Consider the following 14,591-nt stretch of genomic DNA (forward strand, 5'->3'; position numbering starts at 1 on the left):
GTTCCCCACCGCGGTGCGAGTCCGTGCCGCCCCCGTCGTCCGAACGGACGATCCGAAGGTCCGCTGCAAGTCACGACTTCGCCTAGGCCACCGGCGCTAGGCTTGCCGCCGGCCAGCGGACCTTCCCAACCGCCGCAAAGAGTCACGCGCCGACTTCGACCGTAGGCTCACAGCCCCCCTCACTCCCCCGGCCCAGTCTCCACCGCCCCATCCCGCCGCGACCAGTCCTCGAACGACCCGTCGTACAGCAACACGTCCAGCCCCAGGGTCCGCGCCGCGAAGATCGTCGCGGTGGCCTGCTGGCCGACGTGGCAGTAGGCGATCACCTTGTCGCCCGGCTTCACCCCCGCGGCCTTGAACCGGGCGGCGATCTCCTCAGGCGACGCCAGGCGCGCGTCCGGGGTGGTGACCGTGGTGAGCGGCACGCTTTTGGCGCCGGCGATGTGGCCGGTCTTGTGGGGCTTGGCCGCCGGCCCGCCGGCGCGCTCGCCCGCGTAGAACTCCGGCGTGCGCGCATCGACCAGGACATAGCCCTTGGCGCGGGCGTGGGTCTTCACGAAGTCGGCGTCGACGACGATCGGGCGCATCTTCAGCGGCGGCAGCCGGCCCGGCGCGGGCGCGGCGGCGGCGGTCTCCAGGGCGCGGCCTTCCTTCGTCCAGGCCGCCAGCCCGCCATTCAGCAGTGACGTGCGGGCGCCCAGGCCGGCGGCGTCCAGCACGAACACCACCCGCGTCGCCGACTGGATGTCGCGCGTCGGGTAGACCACGATCCGGGAGCGATCCGACACGCCCAGCGCCTGCAGCTTCGCGCGCAGGGCCTCGGGATCGGGCATCTCCAGGATCAGCGGGTCCTTGGCGGCCGGCGGGGCGGAAATGTCGCCCAGGGTCACCAGCCGCGCCCCCGGCACATGGCCCGCGTCATAGCCGGCCTTGTCGCCCACGTGCAGGACCACCAGGTCGGGATCCTTCAGCCGCCCGGCCAGCCAGTCGGTCGACACCAGCAGCTTCTCGCGCGCGGCGGCCGCCTTCGGCGCGGGGAAGCCGGATGTCTCGGCTAAGGAGGGCGCCGGCGCCGCGAGCGCCAGGAACAGGACCGCCGCCAGGACAGCTCGCATCTTCGTCTCCTCGTTTCGCGCCAGCATAACGCCCGCATTGTTCCCTGCGAGTCCCCGCTGCGGTACTCCTCCAGAACACATGCCGAACGTGATTCGCAGATGATCGGACGTCTCAGGGGCGCCGTCGCCGAGGTCGGGGAGGAAGACGCCCTGATCGACGTGATGGGCGTGGGCTATGTCGTGCGCTGCGGCAGCCGCACCCTGTCGCGCCTGCCCGAGGTGGGCGGCGAAGCGCTGCTGCATGTCGAGAGCCACTGGGGCGAGCAGACGGGCCTCACCCTCTACGGCTTCCTGAGCCGCGACGACCGCCAGGCCTTCGTGCTGCTGCGCACGATCCAGGGCGTCGGCCCCAAGGCGGCGCTGGCGGTGCTGGACGTGCTGCCGCCCGCGGAACTGGCCGGCGCGGTGGCGCGCGACGACAAGGCCGCGGTGGCGCGGGCCAACGGCGTCGGGCCCAAGCTGGCGCTGCGCATCGTCACCGAACTCAAGGGCAAGCCGATCCACGACGGCCCGATCGCCGCCTTCCACGGCTCCATCCCCAGCGCCGCGCCGGCGAAACCCTCGGCCTCGGGCGAGGCGGTCGCGGCCCTGATGGGCCTGGGCGTCGCCGAACCCGCGGCCCGCAGAGTCGTCGAATCCGCCGCCATCCGCCTGGGCGAAGACGCCGAACCCCCGGCCCTCATCAAGGCCGCCCTGCAGGAGCTGGGGCGTTGAGGGGAACCCTGGAAAACCAAGGCCGCGAAGCGGCGCCCTCCAAAGGCATGTCCACGAACCACACGAACCACACGAAGAGGCCGCGATCGTTCGTGTGGTTCGTGTGGTTCGTGGACAACTTCCTGCGGCCTGGAACCACGAGGGCGCCCGCTCACGCGGGCAAGACCGTTCCGCCGCCCTCCGTGCCTTCTGTGTTTTCCGTGGTTCCCCTATCGGGGCCGCGCCCATGACCCGCGTGATCTCCGGCGAGGCTCAGCCGTTCGAGACGGCGGACAAGGCGCTGCGGCCGCAGACGCTGGCCGAGTTCGTGGGGCAGCAGCAGGCCAAGGGGAACCTCAGCGTCTTCATCGAGGCGGCGAAGAACCGCGAGGAGGCCCTGGACCACGTCCTCTTGTTCGGCCCGCCGGGCCTGGGCAAGACCACGCTCGCCCAGATCGTCGCCCGCGAGCTGGGCGTGAACTTCCGCGCCACAAGCGGGCCCGTGCTGGCCAAGGCCGGCGACCTGGCGGCGATCCTCACCAACCTCGAGCCGCGCGACGTGCTGTTCATCGACGAAATCCACCGCCTGCCGGCCAATGTGGAGGAGATCCTCTATCCGGCGATGGAGGACCACGTCCTGGACCTGATGATCGGCGAGGGGCCGTCGGCGCGCTCGATCCGCATCGATCTCGCGCCCTTCACCCTGGTCGCGGCGACCACGCGCGCGGGCCTGCTGGCCACCCCGCTGCGCGACCGCTTCGGCATCCCGATCCGGCTGGAATTCTACACCCACGAGGAGCTGCAGAAGGTGCTGCTGGGCGCCGCGGCGAAGATGGGCGCGGCGCTCTCGCCCGACGGCGCCATGGAGATCGCCACCCGCGCCCGCGGCACGCCGCGCGTGGCCGGCCGCCTGCTGCGCCGGGTCCGCGACTTCGCCGCCGCCGACGGGGCCCCGGTGATCGACCGCAAGGCCGCCGCCTCCGCGCTGGCCCGCCTGGACGTCGACGAGCACGGCCTGGATTCGCTGGACCGCCGCTACCTGCGCGCCCTGATCGAGAACTACGCCGGCGGCCCCGCGGGCGTGGAGACCCTGGCCTACGCGATCGCCGAGGCCCGCGACGCGGTCGAGGACGTGATCGAGCCGTTCCTCCTGCAGCAGGGCTTCATCCAGCGCACGCCCCGCGGCCGCATGGCCACCGCCCGCGCCTACAGCCACCTGGGCCTGATGGCCCCGAAGGGCGTCGGCCAGGCGCCTACGACCGGGGACCTGTTCGAATGAGCGAGCCTTCCGCCGGGTGGATCGAGGGCCGCGAGCATCTGCTGCCGGTCCGGATCTATTACGAGGACACCGACTTCACCGGGATGGTCTACCACGCCAACTACCTGCGCTATTTCGAGCGGGGGCGGAGCGACTTCTTCCGCATCGCCGGCATCAGCCACACCGAGCTGTTGAAGCTGGCCGAGCCCACCGCCTTCACCCTCGTGCGCGTCGAGATCGACTATCGGCGGGCCGCCCGCGTCGACGACGCGCTGCTGGTCCACACCACCTACGACACGATCAAGGGGCCCCGGCTGATGGTCAGCCAGCGCATCACCCGCGGCGAGGAGCTGATCGCCGAGGCGCACGTTCAGGCCGTCTGCATCGATCTGCGCGGCCGGGCCAAGAAACCGCCCAGGGAAATGGTCGAGCTTCTGCGGCCCTACTTCGAGACGCCATAAGATCGCCACCGAGACCCCGCACCACCGCCACGACACGCGCCTTCAGGAGACAAGATGGACCCGGCCGCCATCACGCCGCAGAGCTTCGACCTTCTCTCGATCTTCCTGAACTCCGACTGGGTCGTGAAGCTGGTGATGATCGGCCTGGCGGCGTCCTCGCTGTGGTCGTGGACGATCATCCTGGACAAGCTGTTCCGCTTCCACCGCCTGAACCGCGAGGCCGACAAGTTCGAGGACGCCGTCTCGTCGGGCCGCAGCCTGGAAGACGTCGCCGCCGAAGCCGGCGAGCGTCCGACCCATCCGCTGCCCCGGATGCTGCAGGGCGCCATGAAGGAGTGGCGCGAGACCCGCGCCAAGGGCGCCGTCAGCGAGGGCCAGGTCGCCTTCCTGATCCAGCGCATCGACCGCCAGATGGACACCATCATCGCTCGCGAGAGCGCCCGCGTGGAAAACGGCCTGGGCATCCTGGCCATCGTCGCCACCGCCTCGCCGTTCGTGGGCCTGTTCGGCACGGTCTGGGGGATCATGCGATCCTTCCAGGCCATCGCCATCCAGAAGAACACCTCCCTGGCCATCGTCGCCCCCTCGATCGCCGAAGCCCTCTTCGCCACCGCCATCGGCCTCGTCGCGGCCATACCCGCATATATTGCATTTAATGCTTTTTCTACTTCTGCAGGCAAATACTCCGCGCGCCTTGAGGGCTTCGCCGACGACCTGTCGACCGCGATCCAGCGCCGCCTGGCGGAGCGGGGCTGAGCCATGGCGTTGTCGGCCAACGACGCCTTCGCGACCGGTGGCGCCAAGCGGCGGCGGCGGTACGGTCGCGGCCGCCGGGGCGTGCTCTCCGAGATCAACGTCACCCCGCTGGTCGACGTGATGCTGGTGCTGCTGATCATCTTCATGATCTCGGCGCCGCTGCTGACCGCCGGCGTGCCCGTGGAGCTGCCCAAGACCGAGGCCGGCGCCATGCAGGATGTGCCCGACCCGATCACCATCTCGATCCGCTCGGACGGCGCGATCTACATCGGCGAGACCGCCACGCCCTTCTCCAACCTGTCGCCGCGCCTGAAGGCGATGGCCGCCGACACGACGCGGCCGATCTATGTCCGCGCCGACGGCAAGGCCAGCTATGAGGTGGTGGCGCGCGTGATGGCGTCGCTGTCCACGTCAGGCTTCACCGCCATCAACCTGATCACCGACACAGGCGGCCCCTCGTCGGGCGGCGACGGCGCCGCTCCGATCCAGGAGGAGGCCCAGCCGTGAGTCGGGCCGCCCCCCGGCGCATCGAGGTCTCGCCGGCGGCCCTGGGCTCGATCGGCCTGCACGTGGCCGTGGCCGCCGCCTTCATGATCAGCTGGGGCGCCCACGATCTGAAGGTGGGCTCGGTGACGCCGGTCACTATCGTCTCGACCGCGCCGTCCACGGACGTGCGTCCCGCCATCCAGGGCCTTGAGACCGTCGAGGCCGCGACCGAGGAGCCTGCGCCCGAGGCCCCGCCCGAACCTGCGCCGCCCCCGCCGGCGCCTGCGCCCCCGACGCCCACGCCGACGCCCAAGGCCGCGAAGCCGATCGAGAAGGCCGCGCCGCCTGCCAAGACAGTGACCAAGCCGGCCGAGAAGAGCTTCGACCTCGACGCGCTGTCGGCCAGCCTCACCCGCCCGGCCCGCAACGCCCCGCAGCGCCCCTCGGCCGCCCCCAAAGGCCCGACCCGCGCTGAGACCGCGCCTGTCGCACGCCAGACGGCAGGGACGGGCCTCGCCACCGGAGCCGCGCTGGAAGGTCTGGCCGAAGACCTGCAGCGTCGCTGGAACCCGAACTGCAGCCTCTCCGCCCGCAACGTCGTCGTGAAGACCACCTTCCAGCTGGGCATCGGCGGCAACGTGATGGGCGAGGTGCTGACCCAGGTTCAGGACCAGACCGTCCGGCGCGGTCAGATGGAATGCACCAACAGCAACACCCGCGAATGCATCGTCCAGTCGGCGGCCGACCGCGCCGCCGCAGCCGTGCATGCCGCCGCCCCGTTCCGCGGGCTGCCCCGTGAACTCTACGGCCAGCGTATCGTCGTGAATTTCAACGCCCGAGAGGCCTGCGCCTGATGACCAAGACCGCCATCGCCATCCGATCGCGCCTCGCCGCGCTCCTGCTAGCCTGCATGTGCGTTGCGACCGCCATGGTGGTCGCGAACCCTGCGCGCGCCGAAGTCCAGGTAAACATCAATCGCGCCGACCTGAAGCCGCTGCCGATCGCCATCCCGGCCTTCGGCGGGCAGCAGGGCGCCGAGATCGCCCAGGTGGTCCAGGCCAACCTGCAGCGCTCGGGCCTGTTCCTGCCGCTGGACCCTGCCAGCTTCATCGAGAAGGACCTGAACGCCGCGGTCCAGCCCCGCTTCGCCGACTGGAAGACCATCAACGCCCAGGCGCTGGTGAACGGCCAGGTGACCATCGAAGGCGGCCGGATCCGGGTCGATTTCCGCCTCTGGGACGTCTTCCAGGAACAGCAGCTGCTGGGCCTGCAGTTCACGTCCAGCCCCGAGAACTGGCGCCGCGTGGCGCACAAGATCTCGGACGCCGTCTATGAGCGGCTGACCGGCGAGAAGGGCTATTTCGACACCCGCGTGGTGTTTGTGGCCGAGAGCGGCGCGCGCGGTGCGGTCACCAAGCGCCTGGCGATCATGGACCAGGACGGCGCCAACCCCAGCTACCTGACGGGCGGCGACTCGATCGTGATGACGCCCCGCTTCTCGCCCACCAGCCAGGAGATCACCTACATGGCGCTGAAGCCCGACAGCGCCACCGTCTACCTGTTCAACCTGCAGAGCGGCCGGCGCGAGAGCCTGGGCACGTTCCCCGGCATGGCCTTCGCCCCGCGATTCTCGCCCGACGGCGGGCGGGTGATCTTCTCGGTTGAGCGGGCCGGCAACAGCGACCTGTTCGTGATGAACCTGTCCAGCCGCTCGTCCTCGCGGCTCACCTCGGACCCTGGGATCGATACGTCGGGCTCGTTCTCGCCCGACGGCACAAAGATCGCCTTCAACTCCGACCGCTCGGGCAGCCCGCACATCTACGTTATGGGCGCCGACGGATCGGCCCCGCGGCGGATCTCCAACGGGGGCGGCCGCTACACCACGCCGGTCTGGAGCCCGACGGGCGAATACATCGCCTTCACCAAGCAGGAAGGCGGCCAGTTCCACATCGGCGTCATGAAGCCAGACGGCACCGACGAGCGCCTTTTGACCTCCAGCTATCTGGACGAAGGCCCGACCTGGGCCCCCAATGGCCGGGTTCTGATGTTTTCGCGTGAAACCCCGGGCGGGGCGCCCAAGTTATGGAGCGTGGACGTGACCGGGCGAATCCTTCAGCCGATGCCCTATCCGGGCGCAGGTTCGGATCCTGCCTGGTCGCCATTGCTTAACTAGTCTTGCGCCCCAATCCCGCCCGATAGATGCCGATAGTGATTCGCAACACTTCGACCACAGGAGACACAAATGCTTCCTAGCCTGAGCAGCCGCTCGCTGGCCCGGCTCGCCCTGGTGGGCGTGGCCACGGTGTCCCTGGCAGCGTGCGCGAAGAAGGAACCGCTCCCGACCAAGCTGCCGCCGCAGACCCAGGCCCCGCAGCAGACGCCGCAGACGCCGATGCCGCAGAACACCGGCCCCATCGGCCAGCAATCGACGGCGCCGGTCCCGGGCTCGGCCCAGGACTTCATCGTCAACGTCGGCGACCGTGTGTACTTCGACACCGACAGCCACGACGTCCGCGCCGACGCCGAGCCGATCCTCAGCGGCCAGGCGGGGTGGCTGCGGCGCTATCCGTCGGTCCGCGTGCGGATCGAGGGCAACGCCGACGAACGCGGCACGCGCGAGTACAACCTGGCCCTCGGCGCGCGGCGCGCCAATGCGGTGCGCGATTTCCTGGTTGCCCAGGGGATCACCTCGGATCGCATCTCGACCATCTCGTTTGGCAAGGAACAGCCGCTGGACGCCGGCACCGGCGAAGAGGCCTGGCAGAAGAACCGCAACGGGCATACCGCTATCGTCTCGGGCGCCCGCTAGGTCATCCTGGTGCGTGCGCGTATTCCTCTGACGCTTCTGGCGCTGGCCGTCCTCGCGACGGCGACGCCTGCGGCGTCGCAGACCCCCTTGCCGGAGCCCGCGGTCGATCCGCTGGACTCGCGTGACGCCAAGCGGGTGGAGCGGATGGAGAAGGTGGTCCGCGAGCTACGGGCCATCGTCTTCCAGCTGCAGAAGTCGGACAAGCCGGTGGTCGTCCAGCCTGCCGACACCGACGCGCGCATGGCCGAGATGAGCGAGAAGCTGGGCGACCTGGAGCAGACACTCCGCTCGCTGAACGGCACGATCGACAACGCGACCCGTGACCTGGACGCCGCCCGGCGTGAGAACGCGGCGCTCAAGTCCCAGCTGGACGGCCTGAGCGAACGCCTGGCCGCCGTCGAGCAGAAGCTGACCGCGTCGACCGTCGCGTCCGCTGAAGCCGCCCCGGCCACGGCGCCGACACTGCCCCCCGCCGGCGATCCTGCCCAGGCTTTCGCCGAGGCCCGGAAACTGATGCTAGCCGGCGACTACGACGCCGCCGAGAACGCCTTCGCCGACTTCGTCGAGGCCTATCCCGACACGGCCAGGACCCCAGAGGCGAGCTACTGGCTGGGCAAGACGCTCAGCGTCCGCGGGGCGCACGCCGACGCCGCTCAGGCCTATATCGGCGCCATTCGCGGCTGGCCGCAGACATCATGGGCCCCCGACGCGGTCGTAGAGCTCTCGCGCTCACTGATCGCGCTGAAGAAGCCCTCCGACGCCTGTCAGACCCTGGCCGAGTTCGCGCGCCGCTATCCCAAGGCCGCCCCCACCGTCGCCGCCCGCGCCGCCGCCGCCCGCACCCAGGCCAAGTGCGCGGCCTAGAGGGCGCCGTCCGCGAGGTTCTCGACCGTCGCCTGCTACCTGCTAGCCCGCATCCGGTCGCCGTCGCGCTGTCCGGGGGCGGGGATTCGCTGGTGCTCACCCTGCTGGCCGACGCCTGGGCTCGCGACCACCGCCGCGACCTCGTGATCCTCACCGTCGACCATGGCCTGCGCGCCGAGAGCGCGGCCTGGTCCGCCCGCTGCGGCGAGATCGCCGCGCGCCTCGGCCGCCCATTCCGGGCCCTCGCCTGGGAAGGCGACAAGCCTGTCAGCGGCCTGCCGGCCGCCGCCCGGGGCGCACGCCACCGCCTGCTGGCTGACGCCGCCCGCGAGGCCGGGGCGCGGGTGATCCTGATGGGCCACACCGCGGACGACATCGCCGAGACCCGCGTCATGCGAGAGGCAGGATCGACCACGCCCGAACCGCGGGAATGGGCCCCCTCCCCTGTCTGGCCGGAAGGACGCGGCGCGTTCGTGCTGCGGCCCATGCTCAGCCAGCGACGGGGCAACCTCCGCGCCTGGCTGGAGGCACAGGGGGAGACCTGGATCGACGATCCGGCCAACGAGGATCCCCGGTTCGCCCGCAGCCGCGCCCGCGCCGCCGGTCCCGCGCCGATGGTCGCCGCGGTCCTGGATACGCCACCGTCCGAGCTCTGCGGCCTCGCCGAGCATGTCGCGGGCGCGATCACGATTCCACGCAAGACCCTCTCGGTTGCCGGCTCAGACGAGGTCCTGAAGTTCGTGAGCCTGGCCTGCGTCTGTGCGGGCGGCGGCGAGCGGCGGCCGGCGACAGACCGCCTCCAACGGTTGGCCGACGCCTTGCGGAGCGGCGACGGCGCCTTCGTCGCCACTCTGGCGGGCGCACGCATCGAGGCTGGCGAGCACCGCGTCGAGATCTTCCGGGAGGCCGGCGAGTTCCAAAGGCGCGGCTCGCCGGCGCTGCCTCTGCGCGTTGGCCGGGAGGTGGTATGGGACGGCCGCTATGCCATCACCGCGCACGCGGCCGGCCTATCGGTTCAGCCCGCGGCGGACGTCGGCGGCCCCCGGCGGCGCGGCGGCTCGCCAGCCATCATCTACCCCGACGGCGAAGCGCGCCTGGCGACGTGCGACGGGTCAGATGCCGATGTGGCGGTGAGATCGCTGGTGGGCGCCCGCTTCGAAGCCGCCGCGGGCCTGCTTCAGCGCGAGCCGGCCTGAAGCACGTGATCGACGCCGCGCACGACGGCGTCGGCATAGCGCGGGCCCAGAAGATTGGCGTGCGTGGCCGCGGTCACATGCTCAATGTAGCCGTACTGCGACAGCTTGGCCGGCGTTTCCTGGATCTGCTTGATCGGGCCGCGCGCCTGATGCGGGCCGGCGGTGACCACGGCCACCGGCATCGTCACCGGCAGCTCGATCGCGCCCGCCATCCGCGAGGTGTCGGGCCAGGCCATCACTTCCGCGGCCGCGCCGTGGGCATGCGGGGCCGAAGCGTGAATGCGCCGCTTCTCGCGCCCCGCCTCGCCGGTCAGCCCGATCAGGTTGCCGCTGATAAACGAGACCGGGACCATCATTCCCACCCTCGCACCGGCGCTCGCCAGCTGCAGCAGCCGCCCGAAGCCCTTGATGGCGGCGGGTCCGCCCGGGAGACTGAAGACGTCGGGCGTGACCGCATCCACCAGCACCAGGCCCACGATCGGCCATTCGCGTTCCAGCGCATACAGCCGCACCATCAACCCGCCCATCGAGTGGCCGGCCAGGAGGATCGGCCCCGTCTCGCCCAAACTGCCCAGCAGCGCTTCGAGGTCGTCGTTGATTGCCCGCCCGTCGCGGGGCGCGGGGCCGGCGTCGGAATGGCCCAGGCCGGCGCGGTCGTAAGCCAGGCTGCGCAGGCCCCTGGCCGACAGCTTGTCCTGGACGACCGCCCAGTCCGAGGCGCAGCCGAAGGCGCCGTGCTCGCACACGACCAACGGATGGACGCTGTCCTTCGGGCCGGCGCGGACCACGCGGAGGCTGCGGCCGCCGATGTCCACCTGTTCGCCGCGGTAGTTGAGTTTGGGCAAGCTAGAGCGCCAGCTGCGCGCGCGGACGCCCGTCGGGGCCGATGGACAGCTCGCGAAGGCCATCGACCTTCGGCGCCTGGGCCGCGGCGCGCGCCTGGGCGCCCTTCAGGTTGCGCTCGGCCTCGGCCAGGTCCTGGGCGTCGGTGGTGGTCCGCTTGATGACGACCACCGACGGATTGTTCTTCGCGTCCATCAGAGCCCGCTTGCTCTCGGGGATGAACGACACATAGGCCATCCGCACCCGGCCCGAGTAGCGCTTGGCCTTGTCCAGCGGCAGGTCGCCGGCTTCGGCGAAGGCCTTGCCCAGGAACATCGACGGGTCCAGCGGCCGCTTTTGGGCGTCGCGGATCTCGAAGTGCAGGTGCGGGCCGGTGGACGTACCGGTCGAGCCGATGCGGCCGATCGGGTCGCCCCCCTTCACCGTCATGCCCGGCTTCAAGTTGGCGTCGATCGAGCCCAGGTGGGCATAGTAGGTGGTCAGCCGCTCGGCATGGCGAATGGCGACGAAGCGGCCATAGCCGCCCTTGGTCCCGGCCTCGACGATCACGCCGTCCGCCACCGCGATCACGGGCACGCCCAGATCGGCCGAGATGTCGACGCCCTCATGCAGGCGGCCATTGCCCTCCCAGGGCAGCTGCCGCAGGCCGAAGGGCGAGACGATCGCGCGGCCCGGGACCGGCTCCTCGAAGGCGATCAGCACGTCTTCGGCGGCCGGCTGGGCGACCGGCTTGGGCACGGCGTTGGTCAGGCGCGCGGTTTCGGTTGGCGTTCGCGACAGGACAGGGTTCAGCAGCGACGCGTGCGCCACGGCCACCGCGCTGAGGCCAGCCGCCGTCACGATGCCGGCCTCGGCCAGCGCACGACGCGACAGGATCGGCTTCCGTCCCTGCAAGGTCCTGAGAACTCCACCACGCCGCGACCCGTCCCCAGACGGGAGCCGCGACAGAATGCCCGGCGTTCTAGGCAAAAAGCAGGCCGCGGGCAAACCAGCGCACCCGACGGGCGAGCGAGCAACCTGCGAAGCAGGATCGAGGCGCGCCTCTAGAACTGGAAACGCACCGTCGCGCGGACGTCATACTCCTCGTAGCCGGCGTCTTTCGTAAGGCCGCCGTTCACCGTGTAGAGCACCCGGGCCGATCCGCCCCGCAAGCCCGCGCGCGCCACATAGCCGCCCTTGAACACGGTCTCCGGGTCCAGCGTGAAATCCTGGCCGCCCTCGAAGTGCGCGGTCGTGCGGGCCGGGCCGCCAGCCAGCTTGGCGCGGTAGCCGCCCTTGATCTCGGGGGCGATGAAGACGTCGTCGCCGAACTTCCACCCCACGGCCAGCAGCGCCTCGCCGGTGAGCAGGTCGCCGGTCCGCTTGTCGACGATCAGGTTGAAGCCCGAGCCGCCCCCCTTCTCCCTGTAGCCGTCCTCAGCCAGCCGCAGGTAGCTGAGCGACCCCTCCGGGCGGAGGTAGAATGAGCCCAGGGAGATGTCGTACGAGGCCCCCGCGTACGCGTCGACCATCCAGGCGTTCCACTTGGAATCGGCGCGCAGGTTCAGGCTCTGGGACACCAGCCGCCGGTCACCGTCGAAGAAGGCGTACCCCACGCCGCCGCGTACGGCAGCCTGCAGCGGGCCGCCGTCCAGGCGCCAGTAGAGCCCCGCGCCGAGAAGGTTCATCGAGATCTCTTCGCCCGCCGCGGCGCCGCGGTCCTTCACGTCGGTGGTGACGAAGCTGACGTTGGCGCCCAACGCGTTCGCCTCGCCCTGCAGGTCGTAGCCGGCGGCGAAGCCGAAGCCCTGGCTCTTGAAGCCCATGGCGTTCGTACGCTCCTGGCGGATGTTGAACACCACCTCGTGAGCCCAGGCGCCGTTCGCGGAACTGGCGTCGATTCCCATCGGCTGAGCCACGGCTGACGACACGGCCGACGATATCGCCGCGGCCGACATCATCACCCCGCCTGAATGGTCGGGCAGCATCTGATCGTACAGCCCGTCGAAGCCGGCCTTGGTCTTCTGGGCCAGGAAAACCTGTTCGATGGCGTCGTCCCGATCCAGTGAGGCGAAGACCGCATCGAAGGCCTGGGCCCCCGACCGATTGAGGCCGAGTTCGGCGGCGGTCTTGGGGCGCACATCGACGAAGACGGCCTTTGCCGCCACGTCGGTGCGCAGGCTGGCCTGGTAGAGATAGGGCGCCCCGGCGAGCGTCGCGCCAGCCTGAGCCGATGCGAGGCTCTGGGCCTGAATGATCTGATACGACCTGGTCCCGCGCGACAGCCCGGTCAGGGTCAGGTCAATCTGGGCGCCGCTGGCGATCGTCGCCGCCCCAGCCACGTTGAACCGCGCCGAGGTTACGGTCGGGTCGATGCTGACCGCCAGCACGCCTTTGGCTCCCAGGCTGAGCGAGGTGAGGTTCACGACCTCGGTGTTGCTGACCGCGAGCCGGCCATCCGCGACCTCGATCGAGAGACGGCCGTCAGTGTCGACGATACGGCCCGTGGCGGTGGCGCCGCCGGTGATCGCGAGCGCATCGGCGCCGGCGCCGAAGCTCATGGTTCCGGTCAGCGTGCCGGCCGTCAGCTCCAGGCGGTCGTTGCCGCTGCCGAACAGCACATCGCCGCCGATCTGCGGCGCGTCGGCCGTGTCGAACTTGCGCTGCCGCACCGTCGCACCCGTGGTGTTGGCTGACAGGTCGATCGCGACGGCCTTGCCGGTCTGGGTCACGCCCGTGGGCGTGGTGATGACCGACTTGATGACGCCGGAGTTCTCGATCAGCGCCAGCTTGCCCGACTGATCGACGATGGCGCGGGCGTCGTGCAGGCCGCCTGTCTGCTCGGCGCCGATCGTCCCGCCGTTGCGGAGGTAGGGCACGTTCGCGCCTGTGGTCAGCAGCACCGAGGTCGACTGGGCCGAGAAGGCGCGCGCCACGATGGAGCTGCCGCCCCAGTTGTGGACGCCGCCCTGCACCGTGACGGCCGGGCCGATCCGGATCGCCGTCGCGGTGATCCCGTCGTTCACGCCGCTGGCGGTGATGCTGCCCCGGTTGACGACGCCGAAGCCGTAGTCGCCGGTCCCCACCGCGCCCAGGGTCATCGGCGAGGCGCCGCCGATGTCGATGGCTGGGGCCGCCCCGAACGCCGCCACCGACGCGGTCGACTCCAGGCTGTCGGTGATGCCGTCCTTGTCCTCGTCGGTGTCGGTGGTGCTGGTGTCCAGCGGCGGACGGTCCAGCAGCAGGCCGCGGCCCAGGGCGCCGGTGATCCGCACTGCGGGACCGCCCTGCTTCAGGTCGTCGGCGTCAAGCTTGGCGCGCGCCGCGTCGGACAGCCGGTCGGCCGAGCGATAGCCCCTGGCGGTCACCGCGTTCTGAATGACCAGCGCGCCATCCACCTGGCCCACCTGAACGCCGACGCTGCCTTCGCCCACGACGCCCACGGAGCCCAGGATCTTCACATCGCCCGAGACGGAGTCGGCGCGAACGCCCACACTGCGATCGCCGGTGACCGACACCCCGCCCGAGACCGAGAGGTTGCCCGCCAGACGGGTTTCCAGCGAGACGCCGCCCGAGTCGTTGCCCTCGATTGTGATCGCGCCAGCGCTGCCGATGTTCCCGTTCACCTGTCCGCCGGCGAGGGCCCGGATGCCGAACCGGGCGGACCCTTGCGCGAACGGACCATCCAGGTCGCCGTCGCTGTCCGCATCGGTCGCGGTGTAGTCCTCCTGCAGCGAGATCGTGCCGTTGTTGGTCACGGCCATGAAAACGCCGGGGCTGATCTGGATGCCTGTGGCGCCGCTGACCCCGGTGAAGGTGACGGCGCCGTTGTTCACGACGGCGTTCGAGCTGTCGACGGTCACGGCCGCGCCGGCGGCTGTGGGCGCGATGGAGCCCGCCGTTTCGATGGTGATGTGGTCGGCCTGCCCGTTCGCGACCGTCGACGTGCGCAAGGGCGAGGTCGTGGCGGTGGATATCTTGGTCTCGGCGTGAGCATTCCCCGCAGTGAGCAACGGGAGGACGGCGGCGGAGACGAGGAGACGCTTCATTGCTTTCCCGTGACGAGGCGACGTGGTACGCAAGACGAGCGACTACACGTCGTATAATTATTTGTTGCGTAAAAACTGTATT

14 protein-coding genes are annotated in these 14,591 nt (G+C 70.4%); 10 read left to right on the forward strand and 4 right to left on the reverse strand.

Annotated elements, in window-relative coordinates; genetic code table 11:
• Nucleotides 1-179: 179 nt before the first annotated feature.
• A complete protein-coding gene (locus EPN98_RS08635; protein WP_293362277.1) occupies nt 180-1,115 on the reverse strand; it encodes a rhodanese-like domain-containing protein in 936 nt (311 codons plus the stop codon).
• 99 nt (nt 1,116-1,214) lie between these two features.
• On the opposite strand from EPN98_RS08635, the gene ruvA reads away from it, so the two are divergent.
• The 10 genes from ruvA (at nt 1,215) to tilS (ending at nt 9,638) form a co-directional block, all read left to right on the forward strand.
• Nucleotides 1,215-1,829: a Holliday junction branch migration protein RuvA gene (gene ruvA, locus EPN98_RS08640; protein ID WP_293362278.1), complete on the forward strand. Its 615-nt coding sequence runs from the start codon at nt 1,215-1,217 to the stop codon at nt 1,827-1,829.
• Between the two features lie 226 nt (nt 1,830-2,055).
• Nucleotides 2,056-3,087, forward strand: coding sequence for a Holliday junction branch migration DNA helicase RuvB (gene ruvB, locus EPN98_RS08645; RefSeq protein ID WP_293362279.1), 1,032 nt, complete (start codon nt 2,056-2,058; stop codon nt 3,085-3,087).
• Nucleotides 3,084-3,527, forward strand: coding sequence for a YbgC/FadM family acyl-CoA thioesterase (locus EPN98_RS08650; protein WP_293362280.1), 444 nt, complete (start codon nt 3,084-3,086; stop codon nt 3,525-3,527). The genes ruvB and EPN98_RS08650 overlap by 4 nt, the downstream gene beginning before the upstream one ends.
• A gap of 54 nt (nt 3,528-3,581) precedes the next feature.
• Nucleotides 3,582-4,283 carry a protein TolQ gene (gene tolQ / locus EPN98_RS08655; RefSeq protein ID WP_293362281.1) on the forward strand — a complete coding sequence of 234 codons (702 nt, stop codon included), beginning with the start codon at nt 3,582-3,584 and terminating at the stop codon, nt 4,281-4,283.
• A 3-nt stretch (nt 4,284-4,286) separates the two neighbouring features.
• Nucleotides 4,287-4,790: an ExbD/TolR family protein gene (locus EPN98_RS08660; protein WP_293362282.1), complete on the forward strand. Its 504-nt coding sequence runs from the start codon at nt 4,287-4,289 to the stop codon at nt 4,788-4,790.
• Entirely contained in the window at nt 4,787-5,623 is an 837-nt protein-coding gene (locus EPN98_RS08665) for an energy transducer TonB (protein WP_293362283.1), read from the forward strand. The genes EPN98_RS08660 and EPN98_RS08665 overlap by 4 nt, the downstream gene beginning before the upstream one ends.
• A 56-nt stretch (nt 5,624-5,679) precedes the next feature.
• Nucleotides 5,680-6,942, forward strand: a complete 1,263-nt coding sequence (gene tolB / locus EPN98_RS08670) for a Tol-Pal system beta propeller repeat protein TolB (RefSeq protein WP_293362315.1) — start codon at nt 5,680-5,682, stop codon at nt 6,940-6,942.
• 69 nt (nt 6,943-7,011) lie between these two features.
• Nucleotides 7,012-7,578 carry a peptidoglycan-associated lipoprotein Pal gene (gene pal / locus EPN98_RS08675; RefSeq protein ID WP_293362284.1) on the forward strand — a complete coding sequence of 189 codons (567 nt, stop codon included), beginning with the start codon at nt 7,012-7,014 and terminating at the stop codon, nt 7,576-7,578.
• Nucleotides 7,579-7,587: 9 nt separating this feature from the next.
• Nucleotides 7,588-8,442 carry a tol-pal system protein YbgF gene (gene ybgF / locus EPN98_RS08680; protein WP_293362285.1) on the forward strand — a complete coding sequence of 285 codons (855 nt, stop codon included), beginning with the start codon at nt 7,588-7,590 and terminating at the stop codon, nt 8,440-8,442.
• Complete coding sequence (gene tilS, locus EPN98_RS08685; protein WP_293362286.1) at nt 8,430-9,638, forward strand: tRNA lysidine(34) synthetase TilS; 1,209 nt, start codon at nt 8,430-8,432, stop codon at nt 9,636-9,638. The genes ybgF and tilS overlap by 13 nt, the downstream gene beginning before the upstream one ends.
• Here tilS and EPN98_RS08690 read toward each other — a convergent pair.
• From EPN98_RS08690 to EPN98_RS08700, 3 genes are all read right to left on the reverse strand, one after another.
• On the reverse strand, nt 9,620-10,483 hold the full coding sequence (locus EPN98_RS08690) for an alpha/beta hydrolase (RefSeq protein WP_293362287.1): 864 nt from the start codon (nt 10,481-10,483) through the stop codon (nt 9,620-9,622). The two genes, tilS and EPN98_RS08690, sit on opposite strands and share 19 nt — an antisense overlap.
• A 1-nt stretch (nt 10,484) precedes the next feature.
• Nucleotides 10,485-11,375, reverse strand: a complete 891-nt coding sequence (locus tag EPN98_RS08695; protein ID WP_293362288.1) for a M23 family metallopeptidase — start codon at nt 11,373-11,375, stop codon at nt 10,485-10,487.
• A gap of 149 nt (nt 11,376-11,524) precedes the next feature.
• Entirely contained in the window at nt 11,525-14,509 is a 2,985-nt protein-coding gene (locus tag EPN98_RS08700) for an autotransporter outer membrane beta-barrel domain-containing protein (protein ID WP_293362289.1), read from the reverse strand.
• Between the last annotated feature and the right edge of the window lie 82 nt (nt 14,510-14,591).

Origin of the sequence: Phenylobacterium sp. (assembly GCF_004299445.1) — a bacterium.
GTDB lineage: Bacteria > Pseudomonadota > Alphaproteobacteria > Caulobacterales > Caulobacteraceae > Phenylobacterium.

What these genes read in the sequence shown, in the direction of transcription:
- EPN98_RS08660 (WP_293362282.1), top strand. Translation starts at nt 4,287, where the DNA reads ATGGCGTTGTCGGCCAACGACGCCTTCGCGACCGGTGGCGCCAAGCGG.
- ruvA (WP_293362278.1), top strand. Translation starts at nt 1,215, where the DNA reads ATGATCGGACGTCTCAGGGGCGCCGTCGCCGAGGTCGGGGAGGAAGAC.
- ruvB (WP_293362279.1), top strand. Translation starts at nt 2,056, where the DNA reads ATGACCCGCGTGATCTCCGGCGAGGCTCAGCCGTTCGAGACGGCGGAC.
- EPN98_RS08650 (WP_293362280.1), top strand. Translation starts at nt 3,084, where the DNA reads ATGAGCGAGCCTTCCGCCGGGTGGATCGAGGGCCGCGAGCATCTGCTG.
- tolQ (WP_293362281.1), top strand. Translation starts at nt 3,582, where the DNA reads ATGGACCCGGCCGCCATCACGCCGCAGAGCTTCGACCTTCTCTCGATC.
- EPN98_RS08700 (WP_293362289.1), bottom strand. Translation starts at nt 14,509, where the DNA reads ATGAAGCGTCTCCTCGTCTCCGCCGCCGTCCTCCCGTTGCTCACTGCG.
- EPN98_RS08635 (WP_293362277.1), bottom strand. Translation starts at nt 1,115, where the DNA reads ATGCGAGCTGTCCTGGCGGCGGTCCTGTTCCTGGCGCTCGCGGCGCCG.
- pal (WP_293362284.1), top strand. Translation starts at nt 7,012, where the DNA reads ATGCTTCCTAGCCTGAGCAGCCGCTCGCTGGCCCGGCTCGCCCTGGTG.
- tolB (WP_293362315.1), top strand. Translation starts at nt 5,680, where the DNA reads ATGTGCGTTGCGACCGCCATGGTGGTCGCGAACCCTGCGCGCGCCGAA.